This is a genomic window from Campylobacter concisus, assembly GCF_902460535.1.
Lineage (GTDB): Bacteria > Campylobacterota > Campylobacteria > Campylobacterales > Campylobacteraceae > Campylobacter_A > Campylobacter_A concisus_AS.
In genome coordinates, this window is record NZ_CABPTV010000005.1 from 90,542 (window position 1) to 105,551 (window position 15,010).

Genomic DNA, 15,010 nt, shown 5'->3' on the forward strand with positions numbered 1-15,010 from the left:
CAAGGATAACTGATAATGCAACCATTATAGTTCCTGGGATGAAGAATGAGTGGTTAAATACAAATTTACCAACTCTTGTAGTTCCTGTATCGTCCATCGCTATCGCACCTAGTGTTGTAGGATATGTTGGCAATCCAAAAGCTGGTGGCACGGCAACCTCTCTTTGCGCAAGAGGTGGCTCAGGTCTTAGCCAGCTCTATGATGAAAATAGAATCAAAAAGCCATTAATCAGAGCTGGCGAGCGAGGCGAAAATAAATGGCGCGAGGTTAGCTGGGACGAGGCACTTGACTATGTCGCTTCAAAGATGCTTGACATCAAGCAAAAGTATGGCCCTGAAAGCTTTGTATTTACCTGTAAAAGCTCGCAAACACACAAGCTAATGGTAAATTTTGCCTCAGCTTATGGCTCACCAAACTGCTTTTCACACTTTTCATGCTGTCCGATCACCTATCAAATGGTCTGTGAGCAGATGTATGGCATCGCTAAGCTAAAAAGAGACTTTGCAAATGCAAAATACGTTGTAAATTTTGGTCACAACCTCTTTGAGGGCATCGTCATAGCTGATGCTAAAAAGCTTGCTAAATTTGCAGCTAGCAAGGATACAAAGCTACTTGTGCTTGAGCCAAGATTTAGCGTTGTAGCTTCAAAGGCCGATGAGTGGCTACCAGTTAAACCTGGCACAGACCTCGCCTTTGTTCTAGCACTCATCAACACTTGGATACAAAATGGCACTTATGATAAAGAATTTATTGAGAAATTTACAACTGGCTTTGATGAGATCGTAAAGAGTGTCGAGGGCAAAACACCTGAGTGGCAAGAGGCAATTACTGGCATAAAAGCAAGCGATGTTAGACGCATCGCTGATGAAATTTACAAAGCTGCTCCAAGAGTTATTTTTGATTTTGGGCATAAGACAACTACCACAAGAGCTGAATATATGAGGACAAAAGCCATCATGGTAGCAAATGCGATGATGGGTAACTGGGAGGTTAAAGGCGGTCTTTTTGGTGGCAAAAATGCTAAAACCTTTAACAAGCTAGTTGGCGAGAATAAATTTCCAGTTCTTAAAAATCCAGATGAGAAATTTAAAGTACCAAAAGTCACTAGACTAGACTTCGCTGGCGAGACTGGTGGGCATAAATTTGTAAGCAGAAAACATGGCGTTTTGATGGATATAAATGACGCTATCTTAAGCGAGAAACCATACGCCATAAAAGGCTGGTTTAACATCCGATTTAATCACCTAATAAACGTTGCTGAGACGATGAAGAGCATAGAGGCGATGAAGAAGCTTGAGCTCATCGTAGTAAGCGATGTCTATCTAAACGATATGGCGACCTTTGCTGATGTCATCTTGCCTGAGAGCAGCTACCTTGAGCGCGACGAGGGCATAGAGGACAAGTCAGGTCTAAAACCAGCTTATATGATAAGAAATAAAGTCGTTGATCCAGTTGGCGACACGAAGGATGGGGCATTTATCTTTAGAGAGCTAGCACGCCGCATGAAGATAGATGAGCTTTACACTTGGAACGACATACGTGAGTTTAGGATGCAACAAGCTGGTGGAGATGTAAATTTACTTGCAGCACTAGAAAAAGATGGCTTTATCACGTGGGATGAGCCGGGAATTTTGTTTAGAGAAAAAGGTATGATAGATAAATTTATCGCTAAATATCCAGTAGCTGCTAAATTTGTAGGAGAAAATGGCCTAATGGACGATATGGCTAAGCTTAAAACAAAAAGCGGCAAGATAGAGCTATATCTGCCTGATGTCGAGGCGCAGTTTGCAGGATATGGCGCGCTAAATGACAAAGATATGGACACATTTGACGGACACGAGCTTTGCTTAACTTGCGGCAAAACGCCTATCCATACCAACGGCCACACTCAGGCAGTGCCATTTTTAAATGACCTTATGAGCGATAGCCCTATCTGGATCAATCCAAACACCGCTAAAAAGCAAAATTTACGTGACGGCGACACGGTCTTAGTCAAAAATAAATTTGGCGAGCAAAAGGGCAAGCTTATGGTGACTGAGGGCATTAGAGAAGATACGCTCTTTATCTATCACGGCTTTGGACACATCACGCCAGGTCTTAAGAGCATAGATCACGTAGGACTTAACACAAGCGTGCTTCTTGATCCAGCTGAGGGTCCGGTGGCTGCGACTATGGTTACAAATGTTGGCGTTAGCATAAGTAAAGCGTAAGGATAGAAAATGAAAAAATATATGATGATACATGATGAAAATTTATGCATCGGCTGCCAAGGCTGCTCGGTAGCTTGCAGAAGTGCAAACAACGTGCCAAGGGGACTTTACCGCTTTCAGGTGCATGCAAAGATGAGTGGGACATTTCCAAATTTAAAGACTGACTTTTTACGTCAAAGCTGCGTTATGTGCGAAGATGCGCCTTGTGTTGAGGTTTGCCCAACTGGTGCTAGCTTCAAAACGGCTGATGGCGTGACGCTGCTTGATCACAGAATTTGCGTTAGTTGCAAATACTGCATCCTAGCCTGTCCATACGACGCTCGCTACGTCTTACCAGATGGCGAGATAGGCAAATGCACATTTTGCTATGAGAGCAGGCTAGAAGAGGGCAAAGACCCAGCTTGTGTTAGCGTCTGCCCTACCAATGCCCTAACTTTTGGCGACGTAAATGATGAAAACTCTAAAATTTCAAAGAAACTAAAAGAGAGCAAATACTACTTGCCAAAAGCGGAGTTAAACACAAAACCTTCACTTGCAATGATCGCAAATACAAAAGGAGCACACCATGAATAACATGTCAGGAAGCCTAGCTCAATACACTGAAATTTACTGGGGCTGGCCGATAGCTTTTTATCTATTTTTAGCAGGACTTAGTGCAGGTGCTAGCATCGTTGCTGTGCTTATCTCAAATAAATTTGGCAAGGATAACTACTACTTTAAAGCAGCCGCTCTTATCGCTCCAGTGGCGATCGTCCTTGGACTTGCTCTTTTAGTGATTGATCTTGGTAAGCCACTTAGCTTTTACTGGATACTTTTGCTTTATAACTTTGACTCAGTTATGTCAATAGGCGTTGCGCTGCTTCTAGTTTATACGCCTCTTAGCGTTATATACGCGGTTGGTGCGTTTAAAAATGAGATCGCGTCACTTAAAATTTCTCTTTTTGACGCGCTTGCAAATTTAGCTAGCAAGCTTTCAGGTTTGCTTGGGGTTTTGCTTTTCATCTTAGGCATCGGCGTTGGCGCATATACGGGCTTTTTGCTAAGTGCAGCTCACAAGGTCGCACTTTGGAACACACCAGTTCTACCAGTATTATTCTTAGTCTCTGGCTTAAGCTGTGCTGGTGCATTTACACTGCTTATTGGAGTGCTAAAAGATGAAACAAGAGAGCAAAACCAAACTGCACACTTTTTATTAAAATTTGACTTTTTTGCGATAATAGTCGAGTTTTTGCTAATAGTTGCTCTTTTCATGGTCGTAAAAGGTGCAAGCGTAAGTGGTGCGGAGAGCGTCTCAAACGCGCTTAGCGCAAATTCTCTTGGGCTGATGTTTTATATCGGCGTCATAGGTCTTGGTATGGCTGTGCCTATCATCTTGGACTTAAGCGTTTTAAAGGTGCATGATTTCAAACGCGAATTTGCCGTGCTTAACGCTATTTTAGTCATTTGTGGTGTCTTTTTACTAAGATATTACATAGTCTATGCAGGACAAATTTTTATTTAATACTTAAAAAAGAATTTTAATTTGAAATTTACCTATTAAGTATTACAATAGATAAAAATCTTATTAAAGTTTGTTTTTTAGGAGAGCATTTTGAAGATTTTGCTTTTAGAAGATGATTTGGGGTTCCAAGAGAGCGTCTGCGAGTTTTTGCAGACGCTTGGTTATGAAGTTACAGCGGTGAGCGACGGTCAAGAGGCTTGCGACTTGATAGAGAAAAATTTCTATCACCTTTTTATACTTGACATAAAAGTGCCTGGAGTAAATGGTCACGAGGTCATCAAGTATATAAGAAGTCTAAATCCAAACGCTCCTATCATGATAACGACATCTTTAGTTGATATAGATGATATGGCGATTGGCTATGAGCTTGGCTGTAATGAGTATCTAAAAAAGCCATTTGAGCTAGCTGAGCTTAAATTTAGAGTTGCTGAGCTTATGCGAAAGTACTATGGCACCGATGATAAGAATATAGTTAAGATAAATGACGAGTTTAGCTTTAATCTAAATAAACGTGTGCTACTTAAAGATGGCAAGATGGTTGATCTTAGTGCAAAAGAGGTCGCTTTGGTCGAGTGTTTGGTCTCACATCTAAATTCTTACGTCAGCATGGAGGAGCTTAGAGATCTTGTCTGGAACGACAAAGAGATCGAGGGCGCTGATATAAGGATGCACGTTTTAAAGATAAGAAACAAGACAAACAATAACTTCATCATCTCAAAGAGGCGCATAGGCTACAAGATAGATGCACAAGAGCTTTAAGATCCAGATCATAGCGACATTTGTCATAATGTCGCTCTTTTGCTTTCAAAGCTTTGTGATCTTAAATTTAAGTCAGAAAAATAGCAGCTCAAAGGCTCTCTTTGGTGCTATGAAGCATGAAACCATCATCAAAAATTCATTTCTAAAAAACGAAAATATAGCTAGCTCATTAAAATATAAATTTGCGATTTACGACGTAAATTTTAAACCAGTCATCTCAACGCTTAGCAAAGAGCCAAGCAGCTTTAAATTTGTAACTCTAGAAGAGGGCGGATATCTTTTTTACAAGAGCTTTTTTATAAAAGATAAGACCCCTTACTACATCGTCGTAGAAAAGGAGCTTGATAACAAAAAGAACATCTTTTTAACAGCCATCATGCTGCTTGTCATCCTTGTGGCGGTGCTTTTTATCGTCTATTTTTTATATCTAAGCAGCGTTAAGCCTTATAAAGAGTTTCAAAAGTATATGAATAATTTCTTTAACGACGCTATGCACGAGCTAAAGACACCCCTTGGCGTGGCTGGCATGAACCTTGAGATGCTGGGGCTTGAAAACAAGTATATAACCCGCATCAAAAACGCCCTAAAACAGATGCAAATAACCTACGAAGATGTCGAGTATTTCATAAAGCGTGGCTACATCAAATTTCCACTTGAGAGGCTAAATTTAGGCGAGTATGTTAAAGAGCGAGTGAAATTTCTCTCAAGCGTGGCTGAAGTTAAGCACATCGTAGTAAAGACAAATTTAGCAAGCGAGGCATTTACTATGCTAAGCAAGGTCGAAGCTCAGCGCATCATCGATAACACCATCACAAACGCCATAAAATACAGCCCAAAAGAGAGCGAGATAATAGTAAATTTAGAGCTTGAAGCAGATCGCATAAATCTTAGTGTGCAGGACTTTGGCAAGGGGATAAAGGACGTCAAAAGGGTCTGGAAAAGATACGTGAGAGAGGATGAAATTCAAGGCGGTTTTGGTCTTGGGCTAAATATCGTCAGTGAAATTTGCCAAAAACATGAAATTTTATACGGCGTTGATAGCGTTTATGGCGAGGGCAGCACCTTTTACTACAAATTTAAACGAGCTTAGATTAAGCATAAAAGCGTAAAATGAAGCCTTAAATTTAGAAGGAAAAACTTTGGATAGAATCGTTGAAATCGAAAAAGTAAGCTTTGAAAACGACTTTGAAGTCTCGCTTAGACCGACAAAATTTGAAGACTACATCGGCCAAGAAAAGATAAAACAAAATTTAGACGTCTTTATAAAAGCAGCCAAAAAGCGAAATGAGTGCCTAGATCACGTGCTATTTTACGGCCCTCCTGGACTTGGTAAAACCACCCTTGCTCACATCATCGCAAACGAAATGGGCGTAAGTATCAAAATGACCGCAGCGCCGATGATAGAAAAGAGCGGCGATCTTGCGGCGATCCTTACAAATTTACAAGAGGGCGACGTGCTTTTTATCGACGAGATACACCGCCTAAGCCCAGCTATCGAAGAGGTGCTTTATCCTGCGATGGAGGATTTTAGGCTAGACATCATCATAGGCTCAGGACCTGCAGCTCAGACTATCAAGATAGACTTGCCAAAATTTACGCTAATCGGCGCGACCACTCGTGCTGGTATGATCTCAGCGCCTTTAAGAGATCGCTTTGGTATGGACTTTAGGTTGCAGTTTTATACAAGCAGCGAGCTAAGCCGTATCGTGCAGATAGCCTCGGCTAAGCTTGGCAAAGAGTGCGACAAAAACGCCTCTTTGGAGATCGCCAAACGCTCACGTGCCACGCCTAGGATCGCCCTTAGACTGCTAAAGCGTATCCGCGACTTTGCCGAGGTAAATGACGAGCAAATCATCAGCCACGAGCGCGCAAAAGAGGGACTTAACGCACTTGGTGTAAATTCGCTTGGATTTGACGAGATGGATATTAGGTATTTAGAAATTTTGATGCAAGCAAGGCGCCGTCCTATGGGGCTTAGCACGATCGCAGCAGCACTTAGCGAGGACGAGGGCACGGTCGAGGACGTCATCGAGCCATATCTGCTTGCAAATGGCTTTATCGAGCGTACCGCAAAGGGCAGGATCGCAAGTGCGAAGTGCTTTGAGACCTTTAACATCAAGATCGACATCGAAAAAGGGCTTTTTGAGTAGCGAAATTTAAATTTGGAGCAAAAATGGGCGAGCCACATCTTTGTCCTAAGTGCGAGCAAAGGACGATTTACTTTGACGGGATCTGCTACTGGTGCAGGCAAAAAGAGAAGCTGGAGTTTTACCAAGGCTTAAGCGAAGACGAGATCAAAAATAGGCAGAAAAATATCCTCGCTCACATTGACGAGCTAGATAAATTTGATGAAATTTACAGCGATCTTACATATATTTTTTATCTACATGGCATTTGCGACGAGCAGATCATTAATGAGCTTACAAAAAACGGCGAGTACTACCCACCTGAAATTTACAAAAAGGCTTCAGAAGGGCTTAGAGATGAGCTTATAAATAGGCTTTCAAGCGAAGAAAATATAGTCAAGCTAAATCACATCCTCTCAGCACTTGCCTGGCAGGGCGATGAGGTAGTAAGGGAGCTATTTTTTAGGCTTTATGGTGCGCCAAAGCCTTGGAAGACGAAGCTTTATGCCGACACTGATGGATACTCGCAGACTGCTGGCTGGAGCTTTGATAGCAGTGGCAAGAGAAGAAGCCTAGTTTTTGATAAGTGCTTTACCTGCGAGCCAAGCCAAAGCGTAGAGGCAAGCGTTAAATTTAAAGCACTAGGCGATGAAAAATGTAAATTTTGTAGCGGCGAGATGCTGGAATTTACAATCAAAAAAGAGAGCCTAAAGCAGTTTGGGCTAGAGCTTAAAAATGACGCTGTGCTTAAATTTTGTCCGACATGCGTTGGCTTTGTGCAGTACTTTTGCCAAAATGACGGCAATAATGTGCAAACAGAGGTAGTGGGCGAGGGTGAGAGCGAAGACTATGTAAGAGATGCTGTGGCGGTGCTTGACGGGCAAAAATTTGAGTTAGCAAACGAGGTCTGTATGCACTATGCGGCTATGATCGATGGTGAAATTTTACTTGGCGGATATCCGCAGTGGCAGCAAGACGCTGAGTACTTGCACTGCCCAAAATGCGGTAAAACGATGAAATATCTAGCGCAAATCCCTTTTGGTGGCTTGATAGACGGCGAGGGAACGATCTATATGCAAATTTGTGATGAGTGTGAGGTCGTCGGAGCAAATTTTCAGTGCACGTAAAAGGCTGAATTTATAGAAGCTTTTGAGCTAGAAAATTTACGTAAGGCATAAATTTATCTGAATTTGCTAAGCATCAGTGCCACGCTAAAATGCCAAAAGCCCACTCTTTGCAAATTTTGGTGCCGAAGCGTTTTAGCAAATTTATCAAGCAAATGAGTAGCTTTGATAAATCTGCTATAATTACCCCATTTTAAGGGAGCGAGATGAATAATAGGCTGTTTTTTGGAATTTTTGCATTTTGTGCTTTGGCTTTGGTGGTCTATCTTTTTAAACCATTTTTACTTGACATTTTTATCGCAGCACTGCTCGCGGTGGCTGTTGCAAACGTGCAGATCGCATTTTTAACGCTTACTAAAAACCGCAAAACGCTCTCGTCAGGTCTTACGACATTTGCGCTTCTTTGTTTATTTATCGCGCCACTTCTTTACGCAGTCGTAGAGATCGCGAAATACGCAGCTGGCTTTGACATAAACAACGTCACAAAGACCATTGAATTTATCAAAAACTACGACTTTAGCCTGCCAGAGTCGATAAATTTCTTAGAGCCAAAGATCAAGGAATTTATAGGCGGGCTTGATATCAAGATGCTCTTTTCGCAAGTCGCTGCTAATCTTGCAAATTTAGGCAAACTAAGCCTTAAATTTGGTGTTGATATGATCATCATCCTGGTCTTTTTCTTCTTTTGCAACCTTTACGGCAACGAGCTTATAAACTACCTAAAAGAGGCGCTTCCCCTTAAAAAAGAGGACACTGAGTCGATACTAAGCGAGGTTGGCAACGTGATGGGCGTCGTTTTTTACTCAACCATCGCAAATATGATCATTCAGGGCTTTTTATTTGCCATTATCACCAGTTTTTACGGCTATGACGGAGTGCTAACTGGCATCTTTTTTAGCTTCGCTTCACTCATCCCAGTCGTTGGCGGCTTTTTGGCGTGGGCGCCTATTAGTATTTATGAGTTTGCAAATGGCAACACAGCAGCCGCTATCACGATCGCACTTTACACTATTATTGTGATCTCATTTGGCGCTGATACCTTGCTAAAGCCGCTTGTCATTAAATTTATAAACTCAAAATTAGTCAAGATACCAACAAAGATAAACGAGCTACTCATCTTTTTTGCGATGATCGCTGGTATCACGACGTTTGGCTTCTGGGGCGTGATCCTCGGACCTGCGATCGTGACATTTTTTGTCTCAACGATCAAACTTTACACGCTTTTGCGAGAGAGAAATTTCGTATAAAATAGGGGTAAAAATGATATATGAAGATAAATTTATAAGAGTTGAGCGCGAAGAGAACGAGCTTCCGTGGGTGAAAATTTTTAGCGCAAAGCCATATAGGGAGCTAAGTGAGTGCGATGAGGCGAGTAGGGCTAGGCTTTTTGAAGTGATGCTAGTGGCTGAAAAGGCTATGCTTGAGTTTTATAAACCAACTAAGATAAACATCGCAAGCTTTGGAAACTACGTGCCACACGTGCATATTCACGTTATTGCGAGATTTGAAAACGATGCATTTTTCCCAGATAGCGTTTGGGCTAGCCCCAAAAGAAAAAGCGAGCTTGTACTGCCTAAATTTGATGAATTTGCTAAATTTTTAGAAGAAAAACTAAGGCTTAGTTTTGAGTAAATACAAAAAATATTTTAATATCTATATCGTTTTAATCGTTTTTGCGGTGCTTGGTAGCCTTTTTTACTTTCTTTATAGCTCATACATGGCTGAAAAAAAGCAAAACAATATGCGTGTCTTTTTTGACTACCATGTAAAGCAGCTAAACAAAAGCATCGATGATGAGAAATTTTCATCAATGGCGATCTCGATCCTACTTGCTCAAAATGAGTCTATACAGATGTGCTTGCTAGGTCAAAACCGCGACGAGTGCGTAAAAAATATCGAAAATTTGACCAAAACTCTTGGCGCAGCGTCGATGTATAACAACATTAAGCTTCATCTTTACGACAAAGATCTAAAAAGCTACGTAAGAAGCTGGGATCTAAACAGATATGGCGATATGATCGCTAGCGGTAGGTTTTTAGTCCAAGAGTCAAGGCGTCAAGATAGGCCCATGGTTGGCATCGAGGCGTGGTATGCTGGAGTGCATATAAGGGCTGTTTCAAATGTGATGCATGAGGGCAAAAACATCGGTAGTATCGAGGTTTTACTAAACTACGACTCACTTGGAAATTTCTATAAAACGCAAGGCATCGACCTCTTTGTGCTCCTATCAAAAGATAAGATGCCAGCACATAAAAGCGCGCCAAGTGATCAAATTTTAAGTGATTATTACATCGAAAATTTAAGCAGTGCAAATTTAAATATAGTTGGAATTTTGCGCGATATCGACCTTAAAAAGTATGAATTTTACGTATATAAGACGCACTATTTTTGCGTTGTGCCGCTATTTGATGCTAGCAACACGCAGATAGGCTACTACGTTCTTCACGTAAATACCGACGAAAAAGAGCGAAACATCTCGCAAAATTATCTTGAATCAGAAGAGCTTTTTTAAATTTATAAATTCTAGCAGTTTAGTGCTGCTAGAATTTGATTTTAGATAGCAAGGCAGATAAATTTAGCCCTTATACGAAAACTCTTCGCTTGGAAAAATTTTGCTTTTTACTTCGTTAGCATAGCTTTGCACGCCTTTTCGCACAAGAGCGGCTCCGTCAAGATAGCGCTTGACAAATTTAGGCTTAAAGTCCTCGAAAAATCCCAACATATCAGACCAGACAAGCACCTGTCCATCGACATCTGCCCCAGAGCCTATGCCCACAACTGGCACACGAACCTGTCTTGTTATCTCACTTGCTACGTTGCTAAGCGTGCCTTCAAGCAGTATGCCAAACGCGCCAGCTTGCTCAAACGCCAAAGCCTCTTCAACTAGCCTTTTTGCCTCAAGCTCGCTTCTGCCTTTTATCTTATATCCGCCCTCAAATTTAAAAAACTGCGGCTTTAGTCCGATGTGAGCCATCACGTTTATGCCCTCTTCGCAGAGGCGTTTTACTAAATTTACCTGATGCATGCCAACTTCAAGCTTTACTGCATCTGCGTTTGTCTGCTTAAAAAATTTCATCGCATTTTTGATCGCTTGTTTTTCGTTTGTGTAGCTGCCAAATGGCATATCAGCTAAGATAAAAGTCTTTTTAGCCCCGGCGCAAACAGCCTTTGTGTGATAGAGCATGGTGCTCATATCGGCACTTAGCGTGCTCTCTTTCATATTAAAGCTCATATTTAAGCTATCGCCAACAAGGATAACATCAGCGTAATCATCAAAAATCTTCGCAAATAGCGCATCATAGGCGGTTATCATCACGATAGGCTCGACGCCTTTTTTGTTTTTTATATCATTTATAGTGAGTTTTTTCTTTGCGATTGTTTCATCTTTCATGGCTAAGTCCGGTAAATTTTGTGATAATGCTAACAATTTTATCAAAATTTTGCTACAATTACGCCAATTTCTTAAGGACATGAAAATGGGTATATTAAAAAGGCTTGAAGTCGATTATTCTTATGATATAGTTGAGGAGTTTCTCTCTCACTACACTTTGATGTGCGATTTGCTAGAGCCTTTGATAATAAATTTAGGAAGAGCTGACAAGTATAAGGAGAGCATTTTAGAGCTTTCTAGGATCTTTCACAATATTAAATCAGCAGCAGGTTTTATGCATCTTGACCCGATCTTAAAGCTGACGACTTTAGCTGAAGAGGTCACTCAAGAGGCTAGAAGCTTAAAAGGTCCAGCAAATGATAAATTTATAGATTGGTTGCTGCTTATTAGCGATCAGTTTCATAAATACAAAGGCGACGTCGAGAAAGACCTAGAGTATTTTAGCGTCCTTGAGCCAAAGATCATTGACGTACCTGCAAAGCTTGACTAAACAATCCAACTAAACCATTTCATTTTTTATGGGAGCGACTTGGCTTCGACAGGAGCAGAGTGTGTACGGTGGCACGTCGCTTTGAGCAAAGCGTAAAAAGCTCAAATTAAATTTAAACGCAAACAACGTTAATTTCGCTCCTGCTTACGCTAAAGCTGCGTAAGTTCAGTTGAGCCTCACTTTGTCTCATTCTAGCTAGGATGTAAGCGAGTTATTTAGCTAGAGTAGGCCAGCAAAGTGACTGCTTGCTAGCTGAAATTTTAGTCTTAGTCTAAATTCTGGTTTTGGAAAGTGAGCCTTTTTAGATGAAATTTTCACTTTTGCTAAGCGTGTAGAGGCTGTATGGATTTTGCTTTTGGACAGGGGTTCGATCCCCCTCGCTTCCACCATCTACTTTAAATTTCTCTCAATTTTACTTACTTTTTAAAATAATATAAACTAAAATAACACAACTCATATAAACAAAGGAGAGGGATATGTTTTGGGAATTTGATTGTGTTTGTGAATTTAACGAAGGCTTTGCTGCTGTTCAAAAAGACGGCAAATGGGGATATATAAACACCAAAGGCGAACAGATCATAGAGTGTAAATTTGATGATGCTTATTGTTTTAGTGAAGGTTTTGCTTGGGTTGAAAAAGATGGCAAATGGGGTTATATAAACACCAAAGGCGAACAGATCATAGAGTGTAAATTTGATGATGCTTATTGTTTTAGTGAAGGTTTTGCTTGGGTTGAAAAAGATGGCAAATGGGGTTATATAAACACCAAAGGCGAACAGATCATAGAGTGTAAATTTGATTTTGCTTGGAGTTTTAACGAAGGTCTTGCTGCTGTTCAAAAAGATGGCAAGTGCGGATATATAAATACCAAAGGTGAGCAGATCGTAGAGTGTAAATTTGATGACGCTTATGATTTTAACGAAGGTTTTGCTAGAGTTAAAAAAGACGGCAAATGGGGTTATATAAACACCAAAGGATGTTCTGTTATTTTTGACGAAAGCAAAAAATGAGATAGATGTGCCTGATGAGGCTATAGACAGGTCAAATAACACTTTCTACTTATCACGACTAGGTGATAAATTTGGACTTTTGGATGAAAAGTTTAATGTCATTATCAAAAATAGCATTTATGATAAATTTGAGGTGCTTCAAAGGATAAATGAAACTACTTTTTTGATAAAAATAGCAGAGCGAGAACTCTTCGTGGATAGCGAAGGGAATTTCAGATAAACTAGCTATAAAAAGCTTTGCCAGCTAGTTAAATTTAACTTGGCTGGCTTTTTATCTAAGCTTTGTTTCAAAAAATGCGCCAAAAAGCGAGTTTATGCCTTGCTTTGTAAATTTCTCCATTATCTTTTCGAGCTGCGGTTTTTCTTGCCAGACGGGCTCATCTACGAGGCTCATTTTAGCTAGCTCATTTTGAGCGTCTATGTAGCTGCCAAGGCTATCTATTAGCCCCATTTTTAGGGCATTGTGCGCTAAAAATACCCTTGCATTTGCCCACTCGTCTTTTTTATTGATATCTAAATTTCTAGCCGCCGCCACGTCGCTTACAAAGAGCATGTAAGCGTCATTTACGAGCCCTTGCAAGCTCTCACGCTCCTGCTTGCTCCAGCTCCTCATAAAGGTGCCAGCCTCTTTAAACTCGCCAGCCTTTACTACCTGCTCGCTCACGCCTAAATTTTTGGCTAAATTTTCGATGTTTGCCCCTTGCATGATGACGCCGATAGAACCGATGAAAGCGCCTGGGTTTGCTACAATAGTATCGGCATTTACGCCAGCGTAGTAGCTACCACTTGCCATGTTGCCAGCGGCGTATGCGAGCACTTTTTTGCCCTCCTTTAGTCGCTTGACCGCCATGGCTAGCTCCACGCTCGGGCTTAGCGCTCCGCCTGGGCTGTCGATGTAGAGCAGCACACCTTTGATGTTGCTATCAGCTCTTGCTTTTTCGAGCTCGTCTAAAATTTCGCTAGTATCCACTATCGTGCCGGTGATGTCTATGCGGGCTAAATTTGGCTCTTTCATCTTGCTATCTGGCGCGAAAATAAAAAATAATATGAGTAAAAATATGAGCGCTTTAAAGTAGCTATTTATAAATTTAAAAATTCCCAAAATCCCTCTAAAAATAAGCCTTAAAATTTGCAAATTTTGCCTCCGATATATAGTTTTTTAGCCTCGTTTGTATGAAGTATGAGCTGAAGTATTAGCTCGCTATCATCGCACTCTAGGTCGTTGTGGACCGCAAGATCAGCCGCACGTCCTGCCTTTATCTCGCCGTTATTTGTCCTAAGTGCCTTTGCGCCCCCGTGCGTTGCAGCGACAAAAAGCCTAGTGGCAAGCTCGTTTAGATCAAGGCTAGCGTGGGTAAATAAAGCGGCTCTTAGTTCATGCCAGAAATTTAGGCTGATATTTGAGCTAAGGCCGTCTGTGCCGATGTTTAGACTGACGTTGTTTTTGAAAATTTCTTTTAAATTTAGCGCCTTTTTGCCAAGTAGCCTGTTTGAAACGGCGCAGTGTGTCACGCTGTGATGAGGCTCAAATTTAGCAAAATCGCTCACATAAACGCAGTGCGTAAAGAGGGTATTTATCTCACGAAACATCGCAAAATAGCCATCCGCGTCATACATCGGCTTTGGATCTTGGCTAAATCTTAAAAGATGCTTTTTAAAGCCACCGCTGCCGTGCTCTAGCCACTGCTTTTCAGCCTTGCTCTCTAAAAAGTGCGTGCTTACAAGAAGACCATCCTTTTTAGCTATCTCAAGGGCGGCTTTGGCGAGCTTTGGGTGCACAGAGTAGGGCGAGTGCAGCGAGATAGCTGGGGTGAAATTTTGGTTTTTATAGCCCTTTGTTTTTTCAAATTTAGCTGAGAAATTTTGCAAATTTTGCTGAACCATCTGCTCATTTGAGCCCAAAATCTCACTAAAAAGCACGACTTTTAGCGGACTAGCGGCTAAAATTTCAAGATCACTACCAAAGCTAGATATCTCTCCAATGGTACAAACTCCGCTTTTTAGCAGCGAATTTATAGCTTCATTCATTGCTTTTTTAGCGTCCATTTTAGCTAACTCGCCGCCTTTATCGACGATAGAGCCAAGCCATTTTATAAAGTCGCCGTATTTTAGAGTGCTAACGTTTGAGCTAAACTCCAAATGAACGTGTGTATTTACGAACGCTGGGGCGATCACGCTCTCACCAAAGTCGCAAATTTTCGCCTCTTTAAATTTCTTTTGCGCCTTTTTTTCGCTTGTAATTTCTAAAATTTTATCATTTTCAATGACAACACAAGAATTTCTTAAAATTTTTGGATTTTCTCCGCCAGTGATGATCTTTTTTGCTTTTAAAATTTCCATTTCTAGCCTTAAATTTTTGTTATTGTAGCGAAAATTTAGGAACGAAAATGTATAATTTG

General features: G+C 41.0%; 16 protein-coding genes, 1 other RNA gene and 1 pseudogene. 14 read left to right on the top strand and 4 right to left on the bottom strand.

The genetic code is table 11. The annotated features are described in order from the left end of the window. Nucleotides 1-154: pseudogene (locus tag FZ945_RS06150) on the bottom strand (anaerobic C4-dicarboxylate transporter family protein); the annotation flags it as partial. Between FZ945_RS06150 and phsA the strand changes: the two are divergent. The 10 genes from phsA (at nucleotide 102) to FZ945_RS06200 (ending at nucleotide 10,232) form a co-directional block, all read left to right on the top strand. Beyond that, on the top strand, nucleotides 102-2,210 hold the full coding sequence (gene phsA, locus FZ945_RS06155) for a thiosulfate reductase PhsA (RefSeq protein WP_262367171.1): 2,109 nt from the start codon (nucleotides 102-104) through the stop codon (nucleotides 2,208-2,210). The pseudogene FZ945_RS06150 and the gene phsA overlap by 53 nt on opposite strands. Before the next feature lie 9 nt (nucleotides 2,211-2,219). Beyond that, entirely contained in the window at nucleotides 2,220-2,783 is a 564-nt protein-coding gene (locus FZ945_RS06160; protein WP_004317626.1) for a 4Fe-4S dicluster domain-containing protein, read from the top strand. Then, on the top strand, nucleotides 2,776-3,711 hold the full coding sequence (nrfD, locus tag FZ945_RS06165) for an NrfD/PsrC family molybdoenzyme membrane anchor subunit (protein ID WP_148803300.1): 936 nt from the start codon (nucleotides 2,776-2,778) through the stop codon (nucleotides 3,709-3,711). The genes FZ945_RS06160 and nrfD overlap by 8 nt, the downstream gene beginning before the upstream one ends. A 90-nt stretch (nucleotides 3,712-3,801) precedes the next feature. Then, nucleotides 3,802-4,470 carry a response regulator transcription factor gene (locus FZ945_RS06170; RefSeq protein WP_009294240.1) on the top strand — a complete coding sequence of 223 codons (669 nt, stop codon included), beginning with the start codon at nucleotides 3,802-3,804 and terminating at the stop codon, nucleotides 4,468-4,470. Next, nucleotides 4,454-5,560, top strand: coding sequence for a sensor histidine kinase (locus FZ945_RS06175; protein ID WP_148803302.1), 1,107 nt, complete (start codon nucleotides 4,454-4,456; stop codon nucleotides 5,558-5,560). Before FZ945_RS06170 ends, FZ945_RS06175 begins: the two co-directional genes overlap by 17 nt. 49 nt (nucleotides 5,561-5,609) lie before the next feature. Further along, nucleotides 5,610-6,620, top strand: a complete 1,011-nt coding sequence (gene ruvB, locus FZ945_RS06180) for a Holliday junction branch migration DNA helicase RuvB (protein WP_072595167.1) — start codon at nucleotides 5,610-5,612, stop codon at nucleotides 6,618-6,620. Between the two features lie 23 nt (nucleotides 6,621-6,643). After that, nucleotides 6,644-7,723 carry a cytochrome C gene (locus FZ945_RS06185; protein ID WP_148803304.1) on the top strand — a complete coding sequence of 360 codons (1,080 nt, stop codon included), beginning with the start codon at nucleotides 6,644-6,646 and terminating at the stop codon, nucleotides 7,721-7,723. 203 nt (nucleotides 7,724-7,926) lie between these two features. Continuing rightward, nucleotides 7,927-8,967: an AI-2E family transporter gene (locus FZ945_RS06190; protein ID WP_021087361.1), complete on the top strand. Its 1,041-nt coding sequence runs from the start codon at nucleotides 7,927-7,929 to the stop codon at nucleotides 8,965-8,967. Between the two features lie 13 nt (nucleotides 8,968-8,980). Continuing rightward, nucleotides 8,981-9,352 carry an HIT family protein gene (locus tag FZ945_RS06195; protein ID WP_148803305.1) on the top strand — a complete coding sequence of 124 codons (372 nt, stop codon included), beginning with the start codon at nucleotides 8,981-8,983 and terminating at the stop codon, nucleotides 9,350-9,352. After that, complete coding sequence (locus tag FZ945_RS06200) at nucleotides 9,345-10,232, top strand: cache domain-containing protein (RefSeq protein ID WP_148803307.1); 888 nt, start codon at nucleotides 9,345-9,347, stop codon at nucleotides 10,230-10,232. The genes FZ945_RS06195 and FZ945_RS06200 overlap by 8 nt, the downstream gene beginning before the upstream one ends. A gap of 63 nt (nucleotides 10,233-10,295) precedes the next feature. On the opposite strand, the gene panB is transcribed toward FZ945_RS06200, so the two are convergent. After that, the gene (panB, locus tag FZ945_RS06205) at nucleotides 10,296-11,111 is read right to left on the bottom strand and encodes a 3-methyl-2-oxobutanoate hydroxymethyltransferase (protein WP_148803309.1); all 816 of its coding nucleotides are present in this window, start codon (nucleotides 11,109-11,111) and stop codon (nucleotides 10,296-10,298) included. A gap of 85 nt (nucleotides 11,112-11,196) precedes the next feature. On the opposite strand from panB, the gene FZ945_RS06210 reads away from it, so the two are divergent. The 4 genes from FZ945_RS06210 to FZ945_RS06225 all read left to right on the top strand — a co-directional run bounded on the left by FZ945_RS06210 (nucleotide 11,197) and on the right by FZ945_RS06225 (nucleotide 12,831). After that, nucleotides 11,197-11,601, top strand: a complete 405-nt coding sequence (locus FZ945_RS06210) for a hypothetical protein (protein WP_004317574.1) — start codon at nucleotides 11,197-11,199, stop codon at nucleotides 11,599-11,601. Nucleotides 11,602-11,631: 30 nt separating this feature from the next. Further along, nucleotides 11,632-11,990, top strand: a transfer-messenger RNA (tmRNA) gene (ssrA, locus tag FZ945_RS06215). 87 nt (nucleotides 11,991-12,077) lie between these two features. Continuing rightward, on the top strand, nucleotides 12,078-12,611 hold the full coding sequence (locus FZ945_RS06220) for a WG repeat-containing protein (RefSeq protein ID WP_148803311.1): 534 nt from the start codon (nucleotides 12,078-12,080) through the stop codon (nucleotides 12,609-12,611). Further along, nucleotides 12,592-12,831: a ribonuclease gene (locus FZ945_RS06225; RefSeq protein ID WP_148803313.1), complete on the top strand. Its 240-nt coding sequence runs from the start codon at nucleotides 12,592-12,594 to the stop codon at nucleotides 12,829-12,831. The genes FZ945_RS06220 and FZ945_RS06225 overlap by 20 nt, the downstream gene beginning before the upstream one ends. Before the next feature lie 51 nt (nucleotides 12,832-12,882). Here the strand turns inward: FZ945_RS06225 and sppA are convergent, their stop codons facing one another. Together sppA and mqnF are read right to left on the bottom strand one after the other, a co-directional pair. Further along, a complete protein-coding gene (gene sppA, locus FZ945_RS06230; RefSeq protein WP_103599055.1) occupies nucleotides 12,883-13,746 on the bottom strand; it encodes a signal peptide peptidase SppA in 864 nt (287 codons plus the stop codon). Next, on the bottom strand, nucleotides 13,734-14,951 hold the full coding sequence (gene mqnF / locus FZ945_RS06235; RefSeq protein ID WP_148803315.1) for an aminofutalosine deaminase family hydrolase: 1,218 nt from the start codon (nucleotides 14,949-14,951) through the stop codon (nucleotides 13,734-13,736). The genes sppA and mqnF overlap by 13 nt, the downstream gene beginning before the upstream one ends. Nucleotides 14,952-15,010 lie beyond the last annotated feature (59 nt).